Origin of the sequence: Klebsiella sp. JN_Kp121 (assembly GCF_040062145.1) — a bacterium.
GTDB lineage: Bacteria > Pseudomonadota > Gammaproteobacteria > Enterobacterales > Enterobacteriaceae > Klebsiella > Klebsiella aerogenes.
The window spans coordinates 421,798-445,045 of the sequence record NZ_JBEAHX010000001.1; the positions used below are offsets into that span (position 1 = coordinate 421,798).

Below are 23,248 nucleotides of genomic sequence, written 5' to 3' on the forward strand. Positions count from 1 at the left end.
CAACAACGCAACAGGGATTTAACGATATGCAGACACTACAGACCACCAGCCTGCGGGTAAGCGAAAATCAGCTTTTTATTCTCGATCAACAGGCATTGCCGCAGGAAAAACGCTGGCTGGCGGCGGATAACGTTGCGCTGCTGGTGGACCATATTCATGCCCTGCGGGTGCGCGGCGCGCCGTTGATTGGTCTCTCCGCCAGTCTGCTGCTGGCGCTGTTGGCGCAGCGCGGCTTATCCCGCGACGAGCTTGCTCAGGCGCTGGAAACCCTGCGCGCGGCGCGGCCGACGGCGGTCAATCTAATGAATAATCTCGATCGTATGAAGCAGGCGCTGGCGCAGGAAGACTATCCGCAGGCGCTGGAGACCGAAGCGCTGCGCCTGATTGCGGAAGATAAACAGCTGTGCGCCAGCATTGCCGAAGCTGGCAATGCGCTGGTAACGCCGGGTAGCCGTTTGTTGACCCACTGTAATACCGGTGGCCTGGCGACGGCGGGGGTTGGCACCGCGCTGGGGGTTATCGCTTTGGCCCATGAACAGGGCAAGGTGGCTAACGTCTGGGTCGATGAGACGCGGCCGCTGCTGCAGGGCGGGCGCCTGACCGCCTGGGAATTGGGGGAGCTGGGCGTGCCGTATCAGCTGATTACCGACTCAATGGCCGCCAGCCTGATGGCGCAGGGGCAGGTTGATGCGGTATGGGTCGGCGCGGATCGTATCGCCGCCAACGGCGACGTGGCGAATAAAATTGGGACCTATTCGCTGGCGGTGCTGGCTCACTATCATCGTATTCCTTTCTACGTGGCGGCGCCGCAAACCACTCTCGATCGCTACTGCCCGAACGGCGCGGCGATCCCGATTGAACAGCGTGCGGCGCAAGAGGTGACCGGCGTAAAAGGCAGCTTTGGCGCCGTGCAGTGGGCGCCAGAAAACGCGCCGGTTTATAACCCGGCCTTTGACGTGACGCCAGCCGCGTTAATCAGCGGTTGGGTGCTGGATAGCGGCGTGGTCACGCCACAGCAGGTGGCGGACGGTATTTTTGCGCCGCTGGCGTAACGGTTAACAGTGATAAGGAACGATTATGTGGCAAGAGCGACTCGCACAACTGGTGACCACCTGTCACTGGATTGGCGCAAAAGGGTGGGCGCCGGCAACCGGCGGCAATATGTCAGTACGCGAGGATGCGCGCTGGTGTTGGTTGAGCGAATCGGGGCGCGATAAGGGCAGCCTGACCAGCGACGATTTTTTACAGGTAGACATCGCCAGCAATCGCGCGCCGTCGGGCCGTAAACCGTCGGCGGAGACCGGCTTGCATACGCTGGTTTATCGCCTGTTTCCTGAAGCGAACGTCGTGCTGCACGTGCATACCGTGCACGCTACGGTGCTCTCACGTCTTGAAACCAGCGATACCCTGCAGCTGCAGGGCTATGAAATGCAAAAAACGCTGAGCGGGCAGCATAGCCATCTCGATAGCGTACCGGTGGCGATTTTTGATAACGATCAGGATATTGAGGCGCTGGCGGCGCGGGTTGAAGCGTATGCCCGTAGCCATCCTTTGCGTTATGGATTTTTGATCCGCGGCCACGGCTTAACCTGCTGGGGCAGGGATGTTAGCGAGGCGCGGCGTCAGCTGGAAGGGCTCGAATTTCTCTTCGAATGCGAGCTGCTGCGCCGCCGCTATGCATAAAGGTTAGGGTAAGCGCGGATAGGCATCGGCGATAGCATCGCCGGTGAATTGCGCTATCCAGCCTTCCGGATTGTCAAAAATACGAATGGCGGTGAAATTCGGCTCCGAACCCATATCGAACCAGTGCGGCGTATGCGCCGGGACGGAGATCAGATCGTTCTTTTCGCACAGCACCTGAAAGACTTCATCGCCGATATGCAGGCAAAACAGCCCGGCGCCTTCGACAAAGAAGCGTACTTCATCTTCGCCATGGGTATGCTCATTGAGGAATTTAGCCCGCAGCGCCTCTTTCTGCGGATTATCCGCCCGCAGGCTAATGACATCCCAGCTCTGGTAGCCCTTTTCAGCCACCAGTTTATCAATCGCGTGCTGATAGGCCGCAATAACGGTTTCAGCGGTTGGCGCCGGGCCCAGGTAGCGATCGGCCTGCCAGCGCTCGAAGCGCACCCCTTTTGCGCGCAATTGCTGCTGGATCTCATCGGCGTTGCTGCTGTGCCAGCGTGGATGGCTGGCGTCGTTAACGGAAAAAATAGTTAATTCGCTCATGCGGGAAGTTGCTCCGGGTCGATGTCGTCAAAACGCTGAACCTGTGGATGATGGCTGGCCGGGTCGCGGTCGCCGCGTACCAGCTGCAGGGTGCGTAAACCTGCCGCTTCGGCGGCGTCCAGTTCCTGATGGATATCAGAGAGGAACAGAATGCTCGCCGGGCTATGCCCCAGTTGTTCGGCGATAGTGCGATAGGATTGAACTTCGCGTTTGGCGCCGACCAGGGTATCGAAATAGCCGCTGAAGAGATGAGTAATATCACCTTCGTCGCTGTAGCCAAATAACAATTTCTGCGCGGCAACCGAGCCTGAGGAATATACATATAAATCAATGCCCATCGCCTTCCACTTCTCCAGCGCCGGGAGTACATCGGGATAAAGATGGCCGGTAAAGTCGCCGTTCAGATAGCCCTCGCGCCAGATAATGCCCTGCAGCGCTTTCAGCGCCGTGGATTTACGATCTTCGTCCATGAAGCGGAATAGCGTCTCGATAAGCGCTGCGGTGCTGGCTTCGGGAGCGGCGATTTCTGTACGCAGATTGTCGAGAATGGTACTGACCGGCTCGACATACTGCTGCGCGCTGACAAAAGCGGCCAGCCGCTCGCGGGCATAGGGGAATAAGACGTTATGGACGAAGCGAATGTCGCTGGTGGTGCCTTCAATATCGGTCACGATAGCGCGGATCATGGTATCTCCAGAGTGGATAGTGCGCCGTGCTGCCGGTGGCGTCGGTTTGCCGCCTGCCTGCGGCAAGCGAAATAACGTTAGCATTTAGACGTCTAAGCGTCTTGATTGCCAAATATTAACATCGTGTTATAGTGGCTTCAACAACAGCATTACAATCGGAACAAAGAGAATGAGCAATAAGCCACTGATTCCTGAGAGTAAACTCCCTGCATTAGGCACCACCATTTTTACCCAGATGAGCGCGCTGGCGCAGCAGCATCAGGCCATCAATCTATCACAAGGTTTTCCGGATTTTGATGGCCCGCGTTACCTACAGGAACGGTTGGCCTGGCACGTCGCCCAGGGGGCTAACCAGTACGCTCCGATGACCGGCGTACCGGCGCTGCGCGAAGCCATTGCCGATAAAACCGCTGAGCTGTATGGCTATCGCCCGGATGCGAATAGCGATGTCACCGTCACCGCGGGGGCGACCGAAGCGCTGTATGCGGCGATCGCCGCGCTGGTCAGAGCCGGCGATGAGGTGATCTGCTTTGACCCGAGCTATGACAGCTACGCGCCGGCGGTAGAACTTTCCGGCGGGGCGCTGAAACGTATTGCTCTGCAGCCGCCGCATTTCCGCGTTGACTGGCAGCAGTTTGCCGCCACGTTAAGCGACCGCACCCGTTTGGTCATTCTTAATACGCCGCATAATCCATCAGCCACGGTCTGGCAGCGGGAAGATTTTGCCGCGCTGTGGCAGGCGATCGCTGAACGGGAAATCTACGTTATCAGCGACGAAGTGTATGAACATATCTGTTTTGCAGAGCAGGGCCATACCAGCGTGCTGGCCCATCCGCAGCTGCGCGAGCGGGCGGTAGCGGTCTCTTCTTTCGGTAAAACCTTTCACATGACCGGCTGGAAAGTGGGTTATTGCGTGGCGCCTGCCGCCATCAGCGTCGAACTGCGTAAGGTGCACCAGTATTTGACGTTTGCCGTCAATACGCCCGCTCAATTGGCGCTGGCGGATATGCTGCACGCGCAGCCGGAGCACTACCGCGAACTGCCTGCGTTTTATCGGCAGCGTCGGGATCTGTTTATCGATGCGCTACGTGATAGCCGGCTGGAGATTTTGCCTTGTGAAGGGACCTACTTCTTGCTGGCCGACTATAGCGCGATCTCTGACCTTGATGACGTCAGTTTCTGTCGCTGGCTGACCACTGAAGTCGGCGTGGCGGCGATCCCGCTGTCGGTATTCTGTGCCGATCCGTTCCCGCATAAGCTGATTCGCCTGTGCTTCGCCAAGCAGCCGGAGACCCTGCTGGCGGCAGCAGACCGGCTGCGTCGCCTGTAGCTATTTCACCGTCCATGCCTGAGAAAATTGACGGTCGGCGAACATCTCGGCCAGGCCGTTAATTTGCTTCAGGCGCAGCACTTCATCGGCATCCATCCCCAGCTCTTTGCTGATTTTGCTATTGCTCCAGCCGAGATTGGCCAGCTCGCGGACAATTTCCGACATCGCGTGGATCTGATGGCGCCCGCGCGCCCGGTTGTGGCGGATAGTCGCGGCCATCAGGGCATCGCGCGGGGGGCTGTTCGCCGACAGACAGGTTACCGGCAAATATCCCTTGAGCTGTTTTTTCAGCGACAGCTTGCTGCCCGCCAGTTCGTGGCGGTGAAAACCGTCAACGATGGTATAGCGTTTTGACTGTTGATTCTGCACCACGATCGGTTGCGTGAAACCATTGGCCTCCAGCGAAGTTAATAACAGCCGCTTTTCCGGCGGCGCAAGGTTATTAGGGTTGTAATCGTTGGGGCTGACTTCTTCCTGTTTAACCCATAGCACGCAGTCGACCGGCTGGTTGTGAAAGGGGCTATGGCGGTGCAGAGCCTGGCGAAAGTGATTCAGCGCGTCGATTTTTTCCTCTTCCGACAGCGTAGCCAAATACGCTTCTATTTGGGTGATTAGTCGTTGTTGCATAGCAGTCCCCATTGTTGGCGTTTTTTACTTATGCGCTTGCAGTAGCTTTTATAGCGGGTGGCTTTAGTTGGGCTAAATGAGAGCTGGCGACACCAGTAATCATTGTTTAATAACACTTTGCAGACGCGCCGCCATGAAGGGATATCCCGGGTGCCGATGTCGCTCTCCTGGCTATCGGGGATATCCTCCATTCCCTGTTTTTGATACCAATGCAGATAGACCGCGATTTTATTACGATAATGCTCGGCGGTTGGCCGCGGCATGCTATCCAGCAGGAACAGGGCGTAACTCTTCCAGCTGTGGTGCCCGGGTTTATCGAGTTTGCGGTGGCCATAAAATTTGTTGTCGTACCCTGCGTAAATACCACCGCTGTGCACGCCGTTTACGCGCTGGCAAATGGCTGCCCAACGTTCTGGCTCCAGCACGTGATACAGCCAGAGACCCTGGCGCTGCTCCGGGCCAAAGGGTTCGCAGATGCGCATATAGCGCAGCGGCACCCCGGCCTGATACATCAGATCGTAAAGGGGGTTATAGGTATGACCGCTTTTGCTAAACCACGTCCAGATATCGGCGGTTTTCCAGTCATAAATCGGGTAGATGTACCAGGTATGGCCGCCCGGCGCCGATGTCGTCCATGGCTTATCATCGGCAAAGCGCAGTTTGCGCTGCGAGGAGATGGTCATAAACCGATTAAGCGATTCATCTGCCCGGATACCCACCATCATCGCCGCCGGACGGTTTTGTGAAAACCAGTCGGCGAAATCACGGACGAACTCTTCGAAGCTCATTCCGCTGCTATAAAACGGGAAATAGCCGGGATCGGTAATGGCGTCAGCGGGCGGCTGGCGTACCCAGTTGACGCCCGGCTCCCAGCATTGCCACTCCGGCGAAAACTGAGTCAGTGAATTTTGCGTGGTGAGTGGTAGGGCGACCCAATAAAATTTCTCAATAACATCCTGGTATTCGGTACGGATATTTTCGCAATGCTGAATGGTGCAGGAAAATTGCGCCTCCCAATCAATAAACAACACGTTGAATTTTTTTCCCATTTGCCGGGCGCAAAGCGCCGCCAGGTGCAGCATGGTGGTGGAGTCTTTTCCGCCGGAGAAAGAGATGCAAATGCGTGAAAAATTTTCTAATACCCACTGTATCCGCTGCTGGCTAGCCTGAAGAACGGACTCGGGTAATGGAATTTTTACCAAAGACATTACCATTAATCCTTTAATGTGATGGATGCGCTTTCACGGTAGTGTAGAACACATTAATGGTAAGGTTAATATGAAATGGTAATGTTTTAAGTGGGTTCAATGTAATTCACACAAACATATTCACCATGTGAATATGTTTGTAATGGCAAATTAGTTGACTGCGGTATTTTGCGTAATAAATTCGGAAAATTTGGGGTTGTTTAATGATGAACGATTATAAATCATATAGGCCATTACCGGAGGGATCGGGTCAGGCAAAATGATTTCGCGGAATTTAAATGACGCGCTAAAATAACTTAATGCGTGCTTCGGGACAAAACCAATAAGATCGCTCTGATTGATCATCGTTAAAATAGCTATTAGCGAGTTGCTGCGAAACGCAATTCTTCTTTCAGGCATGAGATCGCTCCCGTGCTGTTGAAAGGCCTTTACATTTGGGTCAGATGAGGTGTAAAGCGTAAATCCTTCCCGAGACACCTCTTCAAATGAATTCAGATGATCTGCACGAGGGTGGCCTTCGCGACAAACCAGTGCAATTTCTAATTCCTGAAAAGGCTGGCAAATAGTACTGTGATTAGAAAGAGGCGTAATACTATAAATCAGGTCGGCTTTACGGTAAGCCATCAGGTCTTCAACGCTTTCTGGGGATAGCAGCAGATCGCGATGATCGATTTGTAGATTCGGGTCCATGTGCAATTTATTAATTAAATCCATGGTTGCTGGTGATATAAGAAGTTGCGGGCTGTAAATTACAAATCGTTTACTTAATTCAGAATGATTGGCGATATTAATTGTTTTTTCTAATTGGTTGAGGTTTTTTTCCAGGTGATGATGTAAGTTCATGCCCACGATCGTCGGGGTAATTCCTTTACCGGAACGCACAAATAGCGGATCGTTTAATTGATTACGTAACCGCTGCAGTGACTGGCTTACCGCGGAAGGAGTAATAAACAGCGTTTCCGCCGCTTTACTGATACTAAGATGTTGATAAATGCACTCGAAGATAACCAACAGGTTTAGATCGAATTTTTTTAAATCATAAAGGTTGGCCATGCTTAACGTCCTGTTTATGTTGCAGCGAGGCGAACGGATTATTATTTCTTACCGTTATACATTTGTGGCGATGCTATCAAATATCATTATTATAGCTAAATATACAATTAATCCCTACTAAATGTATACCAACCAATCGCTTTCCGCCAGATCCTTTTTTGTCCTTAAGTACCTGGCGGAAATGCGTTATTTTTTACTGCTGCTTTTCACCCATCATCACCTGTAGTTTCTCTTTATCGGGTAGTCCCACTACCTGCTGCAGCACGTTATCTTTATTCATATAGTAAATAGCCGGCGTGGCGTTAGCGCCAAGGTCATCCATCAGCTGCTGGTTGATATTCAGGGTCCTCATCAAGGCCGCAGGGATATCTGTCGGTACGTTCAGCTTCAGTTTGCCGTTGGACTGTTCGTAATCATGCCAGGTTTGCGCCGGGTCCTTGCTTGCCAGTATGGCCGCTGCGGTGGCCGGACTTTCTGGTTTAATCACGCCGACCAATAAGGTGCGTAGTTGCACCTTACCGGATTCAACCCACGGCCTCGCCTGTTGCCAGAACTGTTTACAGTAGGGGCAGAAAGGGTCGGCAAACACATAAAGGACGATGGGCGCCTCTTTTTTACCTTCCCGTAGCCAGTCAGCGGACTCGAGTTTTTTCCACATCGCCTGTCCGGCCGGGGTATAGAGTTCTTTCTGGAAAAGCTGTTCGCTCAGATTGTTGCCTTTTTCGTCGTACATGTAGCCGGAAATGGCGTGCTTACCGTCGGGGGTGAGATAAATAGCAACGCCCATATCCTGATACTTTCCGAGCCAGCCTTTGACGCCGCCGGGGGCTTCAAAGGGCTTAATGATAGTAATACCCTGTTTTTCTATTGCTTTTACGGGGGCGGGGAGGTCTTCGGCATAGCTACACAACGGCAGCAGGCTCAGAAAAAGCAGTCGTTTTAACATGAGTATTCCTTTTAAATCAGAAGCTAATGTGAAGTGGTGGTGAAACCTATCGCAGCCATAGATAACACCTGCCGGGCGTTTGGTTGCCCTTTAGTTCGGCGAATGATGTAATCCTTCATGCTGTTACATTAAGGTGTAGAGCGCAACATATTGCCAGCCATTCTGGCGCTGAAGCTACCTGCGGGTATTTCAGGTAACGGGGCCGCCTGAGAGGGCGGCCTTTTTACTTTCAGCGAAATGAGGCGAAACACGGGGAAAAACCGCGATCGCGACGGCAGGTTCACAAAGTTGTCTTGTTACGGTTGTTAGATAACGCTTATTGATTTGATAATGCAAACGCATTGGTCGAGTCAGGAAAAATTCGTTAACTTAGACCTCAACAAAAACACGGAGGAAGTATCGATGTCTTTAATTAATACCAAAATCAAACCTTTCAAAAACCAGGCATTCAAAAACGGTGAATTCATCGAAGTTACCGAAAAAGACACTGAAGGCCGCTGGAGCGTCTTCTTCTTCTACCCGGCCGACTTCACTTTCGTTTGCCCGACCGAACTGGGCGACGTGGCTGACCATTACGAAGAGCTGCAGAAACTGGGCGTAGACGTTTACTCTGTTTCTACCGACACCCACTTTACCCACAAAGCGTGGCACAGCAGCTCTGACACCATCGCTAAAATCAAATACGCGATGATCGGCGACCCGACTGGCGCCCTGACCCGTAACTTCGACAATATGCGTGAAGATGAAGGTCTGGCTGACCGCGCGACCTTCGTCGTTGACCCGCAGGGTATCATCCAGGCAATCGAAGTTACCGCTGAAGGTATCGGCCGTGATGCGTCTGACCTGCTGCGTAAAATCAAAGCCGCTCAGTACGTTGCTTCCCACCCAGGCGAAGTGTGCCCGGCTAAGTGGAAAGAAGGCGAAGCGACTCTGGCTCCTTCTTTAGATCTGGTTGGTAAGATCTAATTCGTTTTATTCCCGCTAATTAACGGGCGCACCAGCGCCCGTTTTATTCCAACACCATGATGCAAGCGCATTCAGGCTGCCTGACTAAGGCCGCTTGCATGATGATGTTTTAAGCCCAGGAGATAAAAATGCTCGACACCAACATGAAAACCCAGCTCAAGGCCTATCTTGAGAAGCTGACCAAACCTGTTGAGCTGATTGCCACGCTGGATGACAGCGCTAAATCGGCAGAGATCAAGGAACTGTTGGCTGAAATCGCTGAACTGTCAGACAAAGTTACCTTTAAAGAAGACAACACGCTGGCGGTACGTAAGCCATCGTTCCTGATTACTAACCCAGGTTCCAACCAGGGGCCGCGTTTTGCTGGTTCTCCCCTGGGACATGAGTTCACCTCATTAGTGCTGGCGCTACTGTGGACCGGCGGTCATCCGTCGAAAGAAGCGCAGTCGCTGCTGGAGCAGATCCGCAACCTTGACGGTGATTTTGAATTCGAGACTTACTACTCGCTCTCTTGCCACAACTGCCCGGACGTGGTGCAGGCGCTGAACCTGATGGCGGTGCTGAACCCGCGCATCAAACACACGGCGATTGATGGTGGAACCTTCCAGAATGAAATCACCGATCGCAACGTGATGGGCGTACCGGCGGTGTTTGTGAATGGTCAGGAGTTTGGTCAAGGTCGTATGACGCTGACTGAAATCGTCGCCAAAGTGGATACCGGCGCGGAAAAACGCGCGGCGGAAGAGCTGAACAAACGCGATGCTTATGATGTTCTAATCGTCGGTTCCGGCCCGTCTGGCGCCGCGGCGGCGGTATACTCCGCGCGTAAAGGCATTCGTACCGGCCTGATGGGCGAACGTTTCGGCGGCCAGGTGCTGGATACTGTAGATATCGAAAACTATATTTCCGTACCGAAAACCGAAGGCCAAAAACTGGCCGGCGCCCTGAAAGCGCACGTCAGTGAATATGATGTTGATGTGATTGATTCACAAAGCGCGGCAAAACTGATCCCGGCAGCCGTCGAAGGTGGCCTGCATCAGATCGAAACCGCCTCCGGCGCGGTGCTGAAAGCGCGCAGCGTGATCATCGCAACCGGCGCCAAATGGCGTAACATGAACGTGCCTGGTGAAGACCAATACCGCACTAAGGGCGTAACCTACTGCCCGCACTGCGACGGCCCGCTGTTCAAAGGTAAACGCGTGGCGGTGATTGGCGGCGGTAACTCTGGCGTTGAAGCGGCAATTGATTTGGCGGGCGTCGTTGAACACGTGACGTTGCTGGAGTTCGCGCCAGAAATGAAAGCCGACCAGGTGCTGCAGGATAAAGTACGCAGCCTGAAAAATGTCGATATTATTCTCAACGCCCAGACCACCGAAGTGGTTGGCGACGGTAGTAAGGTGACGGGGCTACAGTACCGCGACCGCGTCAGCGGCGATGAGCATCATGTCGCGTTAGCCGGTATTTTTGTCCAGATCGGTCTGTTGCCGAATACCAACTGGCTGGAAGGTACGGTTGAGCGTAACCGCATGGGTGAAATCATCATTGATGCCAAATGTGAAACCAACGTGAAGGGCGTGTTTGCCGCCGGCGACTGTACTACCGTGCCGTACAAACAAATTATTATCGCCACTGGCGAAGGTGCGAAGGCTTCTTTGAGCTCATTTGATTATCTGATTCGCACCAAAACCGCATAAAAAGTCGTAAGACAATACCTGCACACAGCAAAGAGGCGACCCTGGGGTCGCCTCTTTTTTTGCTTATTGCACCGTTCCGTTATCTCACGACCATTACCGGAATATGGGCATGACGAATCACGCTTGAGGCGTTTGAACCCAGCAAATGGGTGCTGATCGACGGATTACGTGAACCAATGACTACCACGTCAGCTTTGATTTCATTGGCCAGTTCATTAACCATATCGCGGACGTTGCCGAAACGCACATGGCTCTTGATGCGTGAAGGGTCGATGCTGAAGTGGCCGACCATGGTCTGCAAGCGGGTTTCCGCTTCATGCTGCAAATGCTCTTCAAAGCGGCGCAGATCGGCGGTAAAACGGCTCATGGTGAAGCTGGATGAACCGGGTAAGACGTGAAGTAAATGAATAATACCGTCCTGTTGGGCGAGAAACTCTGCATGGCGGACAGCCTTGTCGCTCAGCTCCATTTCAAAGACATCAACCGGCATAATGATAGTTTTATACATATGCATTTCTCCTTGTTTGTCTGTTTCTATATCAACATATTATACAAGGATATTGTGGCATTCAGGTCGCAAAACTGTATACGCCGTCACGGGATGAGGTAAAAATTTGTCACAGAGGGTGGGGAAACAGAAAGAGGATGACGACGCATCCTCTGAATAAAGCGTGAAACGCCTCAGGCAGCGGGGTACTTAGCGGTGGAATTCGCCTGCGGCTTCCGGCTGGTACAGCAGTTCCAGCACTTCCAGATGCGCCGATGCGCCGCCGGGTAACTCCCAATGAATGGAGGTCCCGACTTTCAGCCCGAGCAGCGCTGCGCCAACCGGCGCCAGAACCGAAAGCTGAGTGGCGCTATCGGTCGCCTGCGCCGGGAAAACCAGAGTCCGCACGCGTTCTTCACCGCTGGTTAAGTCGCGGAAGCGGACTTTGCTGTTCATGCTGACGACGTCGTGCGGCATTGCTTCCGGCGCCAGCATTTGCGCGCGGTCCAGTTCGTCGTTCAGGGCATCGGCGACCGGCGAATTCGCGTATGCCGGCTGTTCAAGCAGTCTATCGATACGTTCAGCATCGAATTCATTAATAATGATTGCGGGTCTGGTCATTGCATACTCCATGTTATCCAGGAACCTTTTCCGTAAAAGAAAACCCTCGCCGAAAGGGGCAAGGGTTAATGTCCCTTCATCATACTGAGACTTGCCTGATGTTTGAAGTGATTAAGCGCACATTCAGCGCATCGTTAGCAAAAGCAGATGAAATGGGCGCATCGCTCTGTTATCAAGAACCGACTTTGTCCAGCACAAACTGCTTAGCGCAGTTGCCCGGATGCGGCTGCGGCAGGAACGAATCTGCGCCCAGCGGAGCATTGATCGCGCTAGCTTTGATGGAGATTTGCATTTCCGTTAAATAAGCGGGATTGCCGTCACAGGTTAATTTAAAGGCTTTCACGTTTTGCGCGCCATAGGCTTTGGCGACGGCGGCATCAAAATCGCTACGGCTAACGGTTTGTCCGTAATGTTTCGCCAGAAAATCGCCGATTGCGCTTTGCTTCACTTCGCCATTCAGGCGCACCATCGTGCCGAAGTAGCTATCCGGATCGAAGCCGAAACAGACGCCATGTTTGGCATACTCATAGCGTTCCAGGCAGGAGTTGCCGCCGGACCCCGGCATCACGCTATTCAGCTTATTGGCCATTTCCAGCGATAGCCCGGTTTCCGCGGCCTGGCATTTACGCCCGGCTCTGACTTCCGGCATATTGGGGATAGGGCGCGTCGCGCAGCCGTAGCGCATCCAGCGGCGCTCATCGACGCCGCGCGAGGCGATCGACTTCGGCAGGCCCGGCCACAGGCCGTGTACCGTCAGAAAATCGGCTTTGTTGCGTTCTTCCTGCTGTAGCCGGCACTCCTCTGGTTCATTACGATTTCTATCCAGCATGCTCTGACAAAAACCGGTTTGCCAGGACAATGCCAGCACGTAACGATCGAAATCACCGTATTTCGTCGCGGTAAGCGGTTCTGCGCCAACCTGTGTTGCGCCGAGTAAAAGGGCAATGGCGACGACATCCTTCCTGAACATTTTTATTCCTGATAGTGGGAGATGATTAATTGCTGGGATTTATTAAAGCATAAAAAAGGCGCCTGCTGGCGCCTTTTCACTGCGGTTTGTGGTTTATTGAATCGCGGCGCCGGGGACCAGAATCTCGGTGGCGATGATCACCACTAACAGGCCGACGATAACGGGAACCGAGGTGCGTTTAACAACTTCGAACGGAGAAATCTTCGCCATTCCCGCCACCGCCACCACCACGCCGGAAACCGGTGAAATGGTGCGTCCCAGATTCGATGCCTGCAACATAGGGATCGACAGATAGGCCGGGTTGATGCCGGAAGAGTGGGCAAGCTTCGGGATCATCTCAACGAAGGCGTAAAACGGCGCGTTGCCGGAACCGGTGGTCATCGCCGCCAGCATGGTCAGGACGACTAATACCAACATCAGGATGATGCTGGCGGATCCGAACGAGGTCGCAATAGAGATAAGACCGTCGATAAAACCGATAGTGCTCAGACCCTGGGCAAATACGCCCGCCGCGACCAACAGCATGACGACGCTGGCGAAGGCGTCCGCCATGCCGCGATAGGCGGCTTCCAGCCCGGTGAAGACCTTTTTAGTGTCAAAACTGCGCAGGAATTCCAGTACTGAAGCCAGCACCATACAGATCACCAGAATCGTGATGATGTGTAACTCCGGCCCCCATTTGCCGTCAAAAATCAGCACGCCGATAATCGGTGTGAAAGGCAGAATGGCGTACAGCGCCGGGGCGGTGGTGGTTATCTCATTGACGTCGAGCATCTCGTGCGAGGCGTTCTCTTTTTTATCGAGGTAGCGCTGCCAGAAGAAGTGAGCGATGGCCATACAGACGATAGCGGCAATCGAGATAGGTAAAGTGGTTTTGAAAGCGAAATCAATCAGCGGCATTTCGGCAGCTTTGGCCGCCAGCACTACGTCACCGGAGGTTGGTGACAGGATCAACGCGGCAGGGGAGGCGCAAATCGCCGCCGCGGCGCCGCGGCTGATGCCGACATTGACCATCACCGGAAATAGCGTCGCCATCAGCAGCACCCCAAGGCCAGTTGCCGAGGAGACCGCCAGCGACATCAGGCAGGCGAGGAAGTAGGCGGCAATCATCAACAGATAAGGCGAGTTAATATATTGCAGCGGCTTAGAGGCCAGTTTAACCACCATATCGTTGGCGCCGATATGGGTCATATAGGTGGCGAAACCGCAGAGCATCATAATCATCATGCCGAGGTCGCCGCCGCGGCTCATGAGCAGTATTTTAATATATTCAAAGATGTCGGTTGCGGTGTAACCCGTACTGGCGGCGCTGGCAGGGAGAACTTTATGCCCCATAATGGCGCTGGCGATAAGCAAGATTAAACCGCCGACAAACAGCACTCCTGTCGCGGAATAACCTTTTATAATGTAGCGGGCGACGCCCACAATAACCACGACCCCGATAAGGATCTCAACAAGCGTAAGCATACTTTACCCCTAAACCATTAACCCAAAGAATCTGCTGATATCTAAAGCACTACAAAAATTAAGTGATGGAATGTGCCCAAAAAACGGACAGAACTTGCTGACCCAAATCAATAAACTACTGAGAATTGACTAATCAGAACCCGTGGCACGGCTAACATCACAAAAGTTGTCTACCAGCATGAGCTTTTTGCTATGGCGCAATTCAGGATTTTGCCTTATTCCGTTAACAGTCTATTAAGATTACATTTGTTACTTTACTTCGTTTTTAAAATTGCAATCGGTAATAGAGAAGTGTTTAAACTACGTCAATTTACATTATTTATGCTTGCGCTGTCCGGCCTGCTGCTGTCGTCCGGCTATGCTAACGCCTCGTTCTCGTCAACGCTCCGCGATGGCTACAATACGCTGACGGACAATGTCGCGCAAACCTGGAACGAGCCTGAGCACTACGATCTCTACATCCCGGCGATCACCTGGCACGCGCGCTTTGCCTATGACAAAGAGAAAACCGATAAGTATAACGAACGCCCATGGGGCGCGGGATTTGGCATGTCGCGTTGGGACGATAAAGGTAACTGGCACGGCCTTTATCTGATGGCGTTTAAAGATTCCTTTAATAAGTGGGAGCCGATTGGCGGCTATGGCTGGGAAAAAACCTGGCGCCCGCTGGCCGACGACAACTTCCATCTTGGCCTTGGTTACACCCTTGGCGTAACGGCGCGCGACAACTGGAACTATATCCCGATCCCAGTGGTGCTGCCGCTGGCATCGATTGGCTACGGCCCGGCGACGTTCCAGATGACCTACATCCCCGGCACTTATAACAACGGCAACGTTTATTTTGCCTGGGCACGCATTCAGTTTTAATCGTTATAACGTAGTGACAAAAGTGATAAGTTCTTTGTCTTGTTGAAAAACAATGACTAACGTAACTGTCGGCTATAAAGATAGAGACTTTTATCACTTTTTAAGAAAGTTACGCTGGACAAAAGGCATCACAATTGATGTACTGGTATCCGACACAGCATTAGTGTCGTTTTTTAATTTAAAGGTAATTTTGATGTCTAAGATTAAAGGTAACGTTAAGTGGTTTAATGAGTCCAAAGGATTCGGTTTCATTACTCCGGAAGATGGCAGCAAAGATGTATTCGTACACTTCTCTGCAATCCAGTCCAACGGTTTCAAAACTCTGGCTGAAGGTCAGCGCGTAGAGTTCGAAATCACTAACGGTGCCAAAGGCCCTTCTGCTGCAAACGTAATGGCTATCTAACCAACGCGTCAGTAGAATATAAAAACCCGCTTATAGCGGGTTTTTTTTTGCCTGTCGTTAGCGGGCGGCTGACTGTGAGAACAGCCAGAATGCCGTCGCGGTCATGGCGAAAGAACCCAGTAGATTGACCAGCACGTTTAACAATGCCCAACTGAAACGCCCCTGCTGGAGCAGGAAGACCACTTCTGCTGAAAAGGTGGAGAAAGTCGTCAGGCCGCCGCAGAAACCGGTAGTGATAAGCAGTTTCCACATCGGATCGACATTCGTCAGGCGATTGAACCACGCCAGCCCGGCGCCGATAATAAATGCGCCCAGCAGGTTAGCGATTAGCGTGCCAATGGGAATCGCATGATGCATGGGGTTAAATTTCATGCCCAGCCACCAGCGCAACACGCTGCCGGTTCCGCCGCCAACAAAAACGGCTAAAAGGAGTTGTAACACGGTCATTTCCTGCTATTTGGTTAGGTATAAGGCCGAGTGTAGCGCGCCAAAGGCGTTTTTGGCTATGGATTCGAAGTGGGAGAAAGAGATGCGGGTAGCAGCAGGGCAATTTGCCGTCACGGCGCAGTGGCAAACTAATGCGCAGATCTGCGTTGAACTGATGCGTCAGGCGGCAGAATGCGGCGTATCGTTACTGGTCTTACCCGAGGCGTTGCTGGCGCGGGCCGATAACGATCCTGATATGTCGGTGAAATCAGCGCAGGCGCTGGACGGCGGCTTCATGCAGCAACTGCTGGCCGAAAGCCGGAGTAATGACTTAACCACGATATTAACGCTGCACGTGCCCTCTGGCGAAGGGCGCGCGAGCAACACCCTGGTCGCAATACGACAGGGGATGATTAGCGCACAATACCAGAAACTCCATTTGTACGATGCGTTTAATATGCAGGAGTCGCGGCTGGTGGATGCCGGCGAACAAATTCCGCCGTTAATTGATGTAAATGGGATGCGAATCGGCTTAATGACCTGCTACGATTTACGCTTTCCCGAATTAGCGCTATCGTTAGCGTTAAAGGGTGCCGATGTGTTGGTGCTTCCTACCGCGTGGGTTCGCGGGCCATTGAAAGAACATCACTGGGCGACGCTGCTGGCGGCAAGAGCGCTGGATACCACCTGCTACATTATTGCGGCAGGCGAATGTGGAACGCGTAATATCGGTCAGAGCCGGATTATCGATCCGCTCGGTACCACCATTGCTGGCGCCGCTGCCCAGCCGCAGCTGATTTTTGCTGAGATATCCGCAGATTATATTCGTCAGGTGCGTGAAAGTTTGCCGGTGCTGCGTAATCGCAGATTTGCGCCACCGCAATTATTGTGACGTTTTTTTAAACAAGGCTTGATTCACCTTGTTACAGATTGCTATTGTGTCGGCGCGTCAAATAGCCGTTAATTGTATGCGTATATGTGTATGATGGCGTATTCGCAGCTTGAGCTTGTATAGAGAAGAAGGTTAGCTATGGGTGAGATTAGTATTACCAAACTGCTGGTAGTCGCAGCGCTGATTATTTTAGTGTTTGGTACCAAAAAATTACGCACGCTGGGTGGAGACCTGGGTTCGGCTATCAAAGGCTTCAAGAAAGCCATGAATGATGACGATGACAGTGCCAAAAAGACCAGCGCTGAGGAAGACGCGCCGGCACAGAAGCTCTCTCATAAAGAGTAATTAATCACGGGCTCCCGACGAACGGGGGCGCGTCGCGGCCGGGTGTGAAGCTCAGGCGGCAAAGAGGCGGCAGCGTATTCGTTGTCGCCTTTTTTATGGTTAGCGTTTTGGATATGAAAAAAGATGCAACCAGGTATGACAATGAAAAGGGGGATTAGCCGGTAAATCAGGCCGCCGCGAACGACGGCCAGAGAAAGACAGGAGTTATTTTACTTCCATACCTTTTGCCTGCAGATCGGCATGATAGGAAGAGCGGACGAACGGGCCGCAGGCAGCATGGGTAAAGCCCATCGCCATGGCTTCAGCTTTCATCTCTTCAAACTCTTCCGGGCTAACATAACGCTGTACCGGAAGGTGGTGACGGCTTGGCTGCAGATACTGACCCAGCGTCAGCATGGTGACGCCATGACGGCGCAGATCGCGCATCACTTCGATGATCTCTTCATTGGTTTCGCCAAGACCGACCATCAGACCCGATTTGGTCGGGATTTCCGGATGCGCTTCTTTAAAGCGCTCCAGCAGCTTCAGCGACCAGTTGTAATCTGCGCCCGGACGCACCTGGCGATACAGACGCGGTACGTTTTCCAGGTTGTGGTTAAACACATCCGGCGGCGTCACTTTCAGGATATCCAGCGCGCGATCCATACGGCCACGGAAATCCGGCACCAGCGTTTCAATCTTGATATTTGGGCTCTTCTCGCGGATAGCGCTGATACAGTCAGCGAAGTGTTGCGCGCCGCCATCACGAAGATCGTCGCGGTCAACGGAAGTCACCACCACGTAGCGCAGACCCATATCGGCGATGGTTTGCGCCAGTTTTTGCGGCTCATTGGCATCAGGCGTCACCGGACGACCGTGGGCAACGTCGCAGAACGGACAACGGCGAGTACAGATAGCGCCGAGGATCATAAAGGTCGCGGTACCGTGGTTGAAGCACTCGGCAAGGTTCGGGCAAGAGGCTTCTTCGCACACGGAGTGCAGGCCATTCTTACGCATCGCTGCCTTGATCCCCTGAATACGGGACGAGTCAGCCGGAAGTTTGATTTTCATCCATTCCGGTTTTCTGAGCAGAGCTTCACGCTCAGTTGCCACGTTTTTCACCGGGATAAGGGCCATTTTATCGGCGTCGCGGTACTTAACACCGCGTTCCATCACAATGGGTTTACTCATAGCGTGCGTGTTCCAGTTGCGAGTCACGAAGGAAAGCGAATTAATTCAATCAAATGTTGTATTTATCAACTATTTTTGAACTAAGGACAGGCAGTATATCATTGATACGGGGTTGAAAGCAGCCTGGTTACCCGGCAAATTGTAAAATAGTTGTTGTTTTATCCTTTTCCCTCGCGTGCGGTTAGCAGGCATAAGTTTGCACAATGGTGTCGATAATCGCTTTCAGTAACGGCTCCTGTGCGCTTTGCCGGTTGTAATGGAGCGAAATATCAATACGCTGGTCCTGCAGAGGTGGAAAAGAAATCGCTTGTAAAGGCCAGATTTTCGCCACCAGCGCGAACATACTCTCCGGCGTCAGCCCCAGCAAATCGCTATTATTCATCATTGCCGCCTGGGTCAACAGGTTATAGCTGCTAAAGCCGCAGCGGCGTTCGCCGACGTACTCTTCTAGCTGGCGATGCAGAGTAGGGTAGCGCTGCCCTTCCGGTAGCAATAGCGCGAACTCATACTGCTGCAGATTTTCCTTCGTCAGGGGAAGGTGCAAAATGGGGTGATTTTCGCGGCAAAAGATGACAACCGGTTCGGAGAACAGCACCTGGTGTGCAATAGCCAGCCCGCTATGGGGATAGCTGTCGATCAGTAAGTCAACCTGCCGCTGATTAAGCTGGCTGGCGGCATCGGTAATCGCCATATTGTGCAGTAATACCTGAGGAAAGCGCGATTTCAACGCATTGGCGATTTTCGGTATCACCAGAGCGCCGACGGTCGGCGCGGTGGCAATAGTGAGCACACGCTGCTGATGTGAGCCGCTGCCCAAATCCAGCGCATTGAGAAAGGCTTCCATCCCCTGGCTGATATATTGATGCAGGTGGGTCGCATAAGCCGTGGGCGTGACTCCCTGACCTTTACGAATAAAGAGCGGGTCGGGGAATAGAGCCCGTAGTTTATTGATGGACTGGCTAATCGCCGAAGGTGTGATATTTAATACCTTCGCCGCGTTGACGATGCCTTTGTGCACGTACACGGCTTCGAAGATAGTTAACAGGTTAAGATCGATATTACGCAGAATACGAAAGATCTGCCGATCTTCTGGCTGTTCGTTGCTTTCCAATGGAGGATGATTGTCGGCCACTCGCGGATCCGGTCGTTGGGTCATAGCCTCATTATAGCGGGCGATTATGTGGCGTAGAGTGACAATTGATTGCAAATTTGAAGTATTAATAATGAGTTGCGCTCTGAAGGTTCAGAGCGCGGTGCGCATCAAGCGGCGACATATTCATGCGGCGGGTTATTCAGCAGCGCCAGCAGGTTGGCGACCAGCCGCGGCGCGACGTTTTCCGTAGTGGCCTGCGGCTGCCAGTGGCGCATTTGCGTCATCTCCATGCCGGCATAGCCGCACGGATTAATACGCAGGAATGGCGTCAAATCCATTGCCACATTCAGCGCCAGTCCGTGGAACGAGCAGCCCTTGCGAATACGCAGCCCCAGTGAACAGATTTTCTGTTCACCAACGTAAACCCCCGGCGCATCGGCGCGTGGGTGGGATTCAATCTGATACTCTGCGAGAGTATTGACCACGGTCTGCTCCAGTAGCGTCACTAATTCACGTACGCCGAGTTTACGCCGTTTAAGATTCAGCAATACATACATCACCTGTTGGCCTGGCCCGTGATAGGTCACCTGACCGCCGCGATCGCTCTGAATAACCGGGATATCGCCTGGCACCAGCACGTGTTCGGCTTTACCGGCCTGACCCTGAGTAAAGACCGGGTGATGTTCTACCAGCCAGATTTCATCCAGCGTCGTGTCGTCACGACTGTCGGTAAATTCATGCATTGCCTGCGAGATGGGTTCGTAAGGTTGCAGGCCGAGTTGTCGAATAAGAATGGTATTGTGCTGCAAAACAACGTCTCCGCCGAGAGGGATGACTTAAGTGGGGGAGAGTATATCACAGCGAAAGAAAGAGGATTACCCGGCGCTTGAGGCCGGGTAAGGCGAGGGATTACAGCACCATCCGCACGATTTCGATATTGCCCAGCTCTTCGTACAGGGCTTCGACCTGCTCAATGTGGGTAGCGTTAATGGTGATGGAGACCGAGTGGTAGTTACCTTTGCTGCTCGGTTTTACTGACGGAGAGTAATCACCAGGCGCATGGCGCTGTACCACTTCCACCACCTGATCAACCAGCTCAGGCAACGCCTGCCCCATTACTTTGTAAGTAAATGGAGTAGGGAATTCAAGCAGTTCGTTAAGTTTGGTTTTCATGTCAGCTCCGGTGTGACGACTAAAATAATAACTCCCACGTGATGTGGGAGTTATCAGGTTTCTTTGATGAATAGTATATGGGGATAGAAATCACACTTTCAAGTGTTCAATTTTTAACCAAACCAGTGATGGAACATTAACTTAATGTAATCAATGATTTTGCCGAAGAAATTACCTTCCGGAATTTCCTGCAGCACCACTAACGGACGCTGATCGATAGTTTTGCCATCTAATTGGAAGTTAATGGTACCGACCACCTGGTTTTTCTGCAGCGGCGCGTGCAGCTCGGTGTTGTTCAACACATAGCTGGCTTTCAGGTCTTTCATGCGCCCGCGTGGGATAGTCAGATAGACATCCTTATCTACGCCCAGAGAGGCGCGATCGCTATCGCCGAACCAGGCCGGTTCAGAGGCGAACTCTTTACCGGCTTTAATAGGGTTTACGGTTTCGAAGAAGCGGAAGCCCCAGGTCAGCAGTTTCTTACTCTCGGATTCACGACCCTTATAGGTACGTCCACCCATAACCGCGGAGATCAGGCGCATCTGGCCTTCGGTAGCAGAAGCGACCAGGTTGTAACCTGCTTTATCGGTATGGCCGGTTTTAATACCGTCGACGTTGAGGCTGTTATCCCACAGCAGGCCGTTACGGTTCAGCTGGCGAATACCGTTAAAGGTGAACTCTTTCTCACGGTAGATGGAGTACTCATTCGGTACGTCGCGGATCAGCGCCTGGCCGATCAGCGCCATGTCACGCGCGGAGCTGTACTGACCGTCGGCATCCAGGCCGTGAACGGTCTGGAAATGGGTGTTTTTCAGGCCCAACGCGTTAACGTAATTGTTCATCAGGCTGACAAATGCGTCCTGGCTGCCGGCAACGTAGTCGGCCATCGCCACGCAGGCATCGTTACCGGATTGCAGGTTGATGCCGCGGATCAACTGAGAAACCGGCACCTGCATGCCCGGTTTCAGGAACATCAGGGAAGAACCTTTAAACACCGGATTACCGGTTGCCCACGCGTCGTTACCCACGGTGACCAGATCGGATTCTTTGAATTTCCCCGCCTTCATGGCCTGGCCAATGACGTAGCTGGTCATCATTTTGGTCAGGCTCGCCGGATCGCGACGGGCGTCGGCGTTGTTTTCCGCCAGTACTTTACCTGAGTTGTAATCAATAAGAACCCAGGATTCGGCATCGATCTGCGGAGCGCCTGGGATCATGGTTTTCATATTCAGGTCATCGGCGCGGGCAGCGGTAGACAGTGCCGCAACGGAGAGGGCCGTAACGAGTAAACGAGCGGTGAAAGAGGTCTTCATGGTTAGAACAACGGCATCCGTGATGAAATTAAAAAAAGTGCCTTACTATAACAAATGCATTTCGCAGCGGCACCCGACATTACATATGACTTTGTTAATGATTTTTACATATGCAGTAGCACGGGATGCCGCGGCGTTGCGTTTAGTTGGCGCGAGTAATAAATGATTGCAGCTGCGCTTCGTTTTGCAGGCGCTGTTGTACCGTCGACGCTTGCGACTTACTGGCAAATGGCCCCAGTTGGATCCGCCATACGGCGCCGTTTTGCATCACACGTCCGGGAACGGCGAACTGCTGGCTCAGGCGCTGCTGATATTGCTGGGCGCGAGCCTGGTCGCTAACGGCGCCCACCTGCACGACGAACTCGCCGCTGGTGCTGGCGGCTGGTGCGGCAACAGTCGCGGCTGCTGCTGCGGTCGCGGCAGGCGCAACGCTTCCCTGAATCGAGCCCGGCGCGGTGACCGGAGCGCTGGGTGTTGCCGGCGTCGCGGCGACGGCGGCAGGCGCAGCAGCAGGTTCGCTGCTTTCCAGCACGCCAGTATTCAGCGGCGTCGGTGCGCCAAGGAATCCACTGCCGTTAACCGGCGCGCCCACGTTATCTTCAGGCTTAAGCGTTGAGTTGCTGATGGCGTGAACGTTTGACTGATCGGCCGGGGCGATGGCGGCAGAACCATCGCCATCAAGGTTGGGACGTGAAGGCAGGGCATAGGTCTGTTTGGCGACGGTGGTGCATGCCATACCTGGGCCGGACAAGGCGCCGTCCTGAGAGACGATGATAGGATCGATACGAACTTTAGTATTGTTCGAGGTATTCAGGCGGTCGGCGGAGGCGCGGGACAGGGAAATGACCCGGTCATTGCCGTACGGGCCGCGATCGTTAATGCGCACCACGATCATTCGGCCATTAGCCAGGTTCGTGATACGCGCATAGCTTGGGATGGGCAAGGTCGGATGCGCGGCGGTAAGCTGTGTTGGATCGAACGCTTCGCCAGAGGCGGTCAGGTTGCTGTTCGGCTCGGCGTCATAAATTGCCGCCAGACCGGTCTGGGTGAAGTTGGCCGGATCCTGGACGATTTTGTAGCTTTTGCCATCGCGTTCATAATCCTGATTGGCCGTGGCGTTCAGCGTTTCGAAACGCGGGTCGGCGCCGCTAATTTCTACCGTCGGACCATTACAGACAGCCGGCTGCGGGACGCTAACCGTCTTCTGCTGAACGTCTTCACCCGAACATGCCGCCAGCAGCCCCGCTGCTATGCAGATCCCCAGCCATTGCTTACGCATTGC

General features: G+C 53.2%; 26 protein-coding genes. 9 read left to right on the top strand and 17 right to left on the bottom strand.

The annotated features are described in order from the left end of the window. Nucleotides 1–26 precede the first annotated feature (26 nt). Together mtnA and ABLU86_RS01980 are read left to right on the top strand one after the other, a co-directional pair. Nucleotides 27–1,052 carry an S-methyl-5-thioribose-1-phosphate isomerase gene (gene mtnA, locus ABLU86_RS01975; protein WP_047063579.1) on the top strand — a complete coding sequence of 342 codons (1,026 nt, stop codon included), beginning with the start codon at nucleotides 27–29 and terminating at the stop codon, nucleotides 1,050–1,052. Nucleotides 1,053–1,077: 25 nt separating this feature from the next. Continuing rightward, on the top strand, nucleotides 1,078–1,683 hold the full coding sequence (locus tag ABLU86_RS01980; RefSeq protein WP_015367756.1) for a methylthioribulose 1-phosphate dehydratase: 606 nt from the start codon (nucleotides 1,078–1,080) through the stop codon (nucleotides 1,681–1,683). Between the two features lie 3 nt (nucleotides 1,684–1,686). On the opposite strand, the gene ABLU86_RS01985 is transcribed toward ABLU86_RS01980, so the two are convergent. Continuing rightward, nucleotides 1,687–2,229: an acireductone dioxygenase gene (locus tag ABLU86_RS01985; RefSeq protein WP_015367755.1), complete on the bottom strand. Its 543-nt coding sequence runs from the start codon at nucleotides 2,227–2,229 to the stop codon at nucleotides 1,687–1,689. After that, nucleotides 2,226–2,915: an acireductone synthase gene (gene mtnC, locus ABLU86_RS01990; RefSeq protein ID WP_015704722.1), complete on the bottom strand. Its 690-nt coding sequence runs from the start codon at nucleotides 2,913–2,915 to the stop codon at nucleotides 2,226–2,228. The genes ABLU86_RS01985 and mtnC overlap by 4 nt, the downstream gene beginning before the upstream one ends. A gap of 184 nt (nucleotides 2,916–3,099) precedes the next feature. Here mtnC and ABLU86_RS01995 point away from each other — a divergent pair, with 184 nt between their 5' ends. Further along, the gene (locus ABLU86_RS01995; RefSeq protein ID WP_348796182.1) at nucleotides 3,100–4,245 is read left to right on the top strand and encodes a pyridoxal phosphate-dependent aminotransferase; all 1,146 of its coding nucleotides are present in this window, start codon (nucleotides 3,100–3,102) and stop codon (nucleotides 4,243–4,245) included. Here the strand turns inward: ABLU86_RS01995 and ABLU86_RS02000 are convergent, their stop codons facing one another. From ABLU86_RS02000 to dsbG, 4 genes are all read right to left on the bottom strand, one after another. After that, nucleotides 4,246–4,872 (bottom strand): ParB/RepB/Spo0J family partition protein, encoded by a 627-nt coding sequence (locus ABLU86_RS02000; RefSeq protein WP_047042292.1) that lies wholly within the window; start codon nucleotides 4,870–4,872, stop codon nucleotides 4,246–4,248. Then, entirely contained in the window at nucleotides 4,857–6,080 is a 1,224-nt protein-coding gene (locus ABLU86_RS02005; protein WP_015367751.1) for a DUF3440 domain-containing protein, read from the bottom strand. The genes ABLU86_RS02000 and ABLU86_RS02005 overlap by 16 nt, the downstream gene beginning before the upstream one ends. Before the next feature lie 150 nt (nucleotides 6,081–6,230). Further along, nucleotides 6,231–7,133, bottom strand: a complete 903-nt coding sequence (locus ABLU86_RS02010; protein WP_015367750.1) for a LysR family transcriptional regulator — start codon at nucleotides 7,131–7,133, stop codon at nucleotides 6,231–6,233. Between the two features lie 193 nt (nucleotides 7,134–7,326). Next, entirely contained in the window at nucleotides 7,327–8,079 is a 753-nt protein-coding gene (dsbG, locus tag ABLU86_RS02015) for a thiol:disulfide interchange protein DsbG (protein WP_015367748.1), read from the bottom strand. Nucleotides 8,080–8,481: 402 nt separating this feature from the next. Between dsbG and ahpC the strand changes: the two genes are divergently transcribed. Both ahpC and ahpF read left to right on the top strand, forming a co-directional pair. Further along, entirely contained in the window at nucleotides 8,482–9,045 is a 564-nt protein-coding gene (ahpC, locus tag ABLU86_RS02020) for an alkyl hydroperoxide reductase subunit C (protein WP_004859485.1), read from the top strand. A gap of 128 nt (nucleotides 9,046–9,173) precedes the next feature. Then, nucleotides 9,174–10,739 carry an alkyl hydroperoxide reductase subunit F gene (ahpF, locus tag ABLU86_RS02025; protein WP_020079366.1) on the top strand — a complete coding sequence of 522 codons (1,566 nt, stop codon included), beginning with the start codon at nucleotides 9,174–9,176 and terminating at the stop codon, nucleotides 10,737–10,739. Between the two features lie 79 nt (nucleotides 10,740–10,818). Here ahpF and uspG read toward each other — a convergent pair whose 3' ends face one another. The 4 genes from uspG to dcuC form a co-directional block, all read right to left on the bottom strand. Continuing rightward, on the bottom strand, nucleotides 10,819–11,247 hold the full coding sequence (gene uspG / locus ABLU86_RS02030) for a universal stress protein UspG (protein WP_015367746.1): 429 nt from the start codon (nucleotides 11,245–11,247) through the stop codon (nucleotides 10,819–10,821). A gap of 189 nt (nucleotides 11,248–11,436) precedes the next feature. Beyond that, entirely contained in the window at nucleotides 11,437–11,847 is a 411-nt protein-coding gene (rnk, locus tag ABLU86_RS02035; protein WP_015367745.1) for a nucleoside diphosphate kinase regulator, read from the bottom strand. 172 nt (nucleotides 11,848–12,019) lie between these two features. Then, complete coding sequence (rna, locus tag ABLU86_RS02040) at nucleotides 12,020–12,817, bottom strand: ribonuclease I (RefSeq protein ID WP_015367744.1); 798 nt, start codon at nucleotides 12,815–12,817, stop codon at nucleotides 12,020–12,022. A 93-nt stretch (nucleotides 12,818–12,910) separates the two neighbouring features. Then, nucleotides 12,911–14,284, bottom strand: a complete 1,374-nt coding sequence (gene dcuC, locus ABLU86_RS02045; RefSeq protein ID WP_015704728.1) for an anaerobic C4-dicarboxylate transporter DcuC — start codon at nucleotides 14,282–14,284, stop codon at nucleotides 12,911–12,913. A gap of 291 nt (nucleotides 14,285–14,575) precedes the next feature. Here dcuC and pagP point away from each other — a divergent pair, with 291 nt between their 5' ends. Together pagP and cspE are read left to right on the top strand one after the other, a co-directional pair. After that, nucleotides 14,576–15,151, top strand: coding sequence for a lipid IV(A) palmitoyltransferase PagP (pagP, locus tag ABLU86_RS02050; RefSeq protein ID WP_162184122.1), 576 nt, complete (start codon nucleotides 14,576–14,578; stop codon nucleotides 15,149–15,151). Between the two features lie 193 nt (nucleotides 15,152–15,344). Then, complete coding sequence (cspE, locus tag ABLU86_RS02055; protein ID WP_012542460.1) at nucleotides 15,345–15,554, top strand: transcription antiterminator/RNA stability regulator CspE; 210 nt, start codon at nucleotides 15,345–15,347, stop codon at nucleotides 15,552–15,554. A 57-nt stretch (nucleotides 15,555–15,611) separates the two neighbouring features. Here cspE and crcB read toward each other — a convergent pair whose 3' ends face one another. Then, entirely contained in the window at nucleotides 15,612–15,995 is a 384-nt protein-coding gene (gene crcB, locus ABLU86_RS02060) for a fluoride efflux transporter CrcB (protein WP_015704730.1), read from the bottom strand. An 88-nt stretch (nucleotides 15,996–16,083) separates the two neighbouring features. Between crcB and ABLU86_RS02065 the strand changes: the two genes are divergently transcribed. After that, nucleotides 16,084–16,872, top strand: coding sequence for a deaminated glutathione amidase (locus tag ABLU86_RS02065; RefSeq protein WP_015704731.1), 789 nt, complete (start codon nucleotides 16,084–16,086; stop codon nucleotides 16,870–16,872). A gap of 138 nt (nucleotides 16,873–17,010) precedes the next feature. Next, complete coding sequence (tatE, locus tag ABLU86_RS02070; protein ID WP_004859519.1) at nucleotides 17,011–17,217, top strand: twin-arginine translocase subunit TatE; 207 nt, start codon at nucleotides 17,011–17,013, stop codon at nucleotides 17,215–17,217. 204 nt (nucleotides 17,218–17,421) lie between these two features. Here the strand turns inward: tatE and lipA are convergent, their stop codons facing one another. The 6 genes from lipA to rlpA form a co-directional block, all read right to left on the bottom strand. Next, the gene (lipA, locus tag ABLU86_RS02075) at nucleotides 17,422–18,387 is read right to left on the bottom strand and encodes a lipoyl synthase (protein WP_015367739.1); all 966 of its coding nucleotides are present in this window, start codon (nucleotides 18,385–18,387) and stop codon (nucleotides 17,422–17,424) included. A gap of 181 nt (nucleotides 18,388–18,568) precedes the next feature. Next, on the bottom strand, nucleotides 18,569–19,519 hold the full coding sequence (locus tag ABLU86_RS02080) for a YbeF family transcriptional regulator (RefSeq protein WP_015367738.1): 951 nt from the start codon (nucleotides 19,517–19,519) through the stop codon (nucleotides 18,569–18,571). A 128-nt stretch (nucleotides 19,520–19,647) separates the two neighbouring features. Further along, nucleotides 19,648–20,289 (bottom strand): lipoyl(octanoyl) transferase LipB, encoded by a 642-nt coding sequence (gene lipB, locus ABLU86_RS02085; protein WP_015367737.1) that lies wholly within the window; start codon nucleotides 20,287–20,289, stop codon nucleotides 19,648–19,650. Nucleotides 20,290–20,389: 100 nt separating this feature from the next. Beyond that, nucleotides 20,390–20,653 (bottom strand): DUF493 family protein YbeD, encoded by a 264-nt coding sequence (gene ybeD, locus ABLU86_RS02090; RefSeq protein ID WP_015367736.1) that lies wholly within the window; start codon nucleotides 20,651–20,653, stop codon nucleotides 20,390–20,392. A 113-nt stretch (nucleotides 20,654–20,766) separates the two neighbouring features. Then, nucleotides 20,767–21,966 carry a D-alanyl-D-alanine carboxypeptidase DacA gene (gene dacA / locus ABLU86_RS02095; RefSeq protein ID WP_015367735.1) on the bottom strand — a complete coding sequence of 400 codons (1,200 nt, stop codon included), beginning with the start codon at nucleotides 21,964–21,966 and terminating at the stop codon, nucleotides 20,767–20,769. 142 nt (nucleotides 21,967–22,108) lie between these two features. Next, the gene (gene rlpA / locus ABLU86_RS02100; protein WP_047739960.1) at nucleotides 22,109–23,245 is read right to left on the bottom strand and encodes an endolytic peptidoglycan transglycosylase RlpA; all 1,137 of its coding nucleotides are present in this window, start codon (nucleotides 23,243–23,245) and stop codon (nucleotides 22,109–22,111) included. Nucleotides 23,246–23,248: the final 3 nt, after the last annotated feature.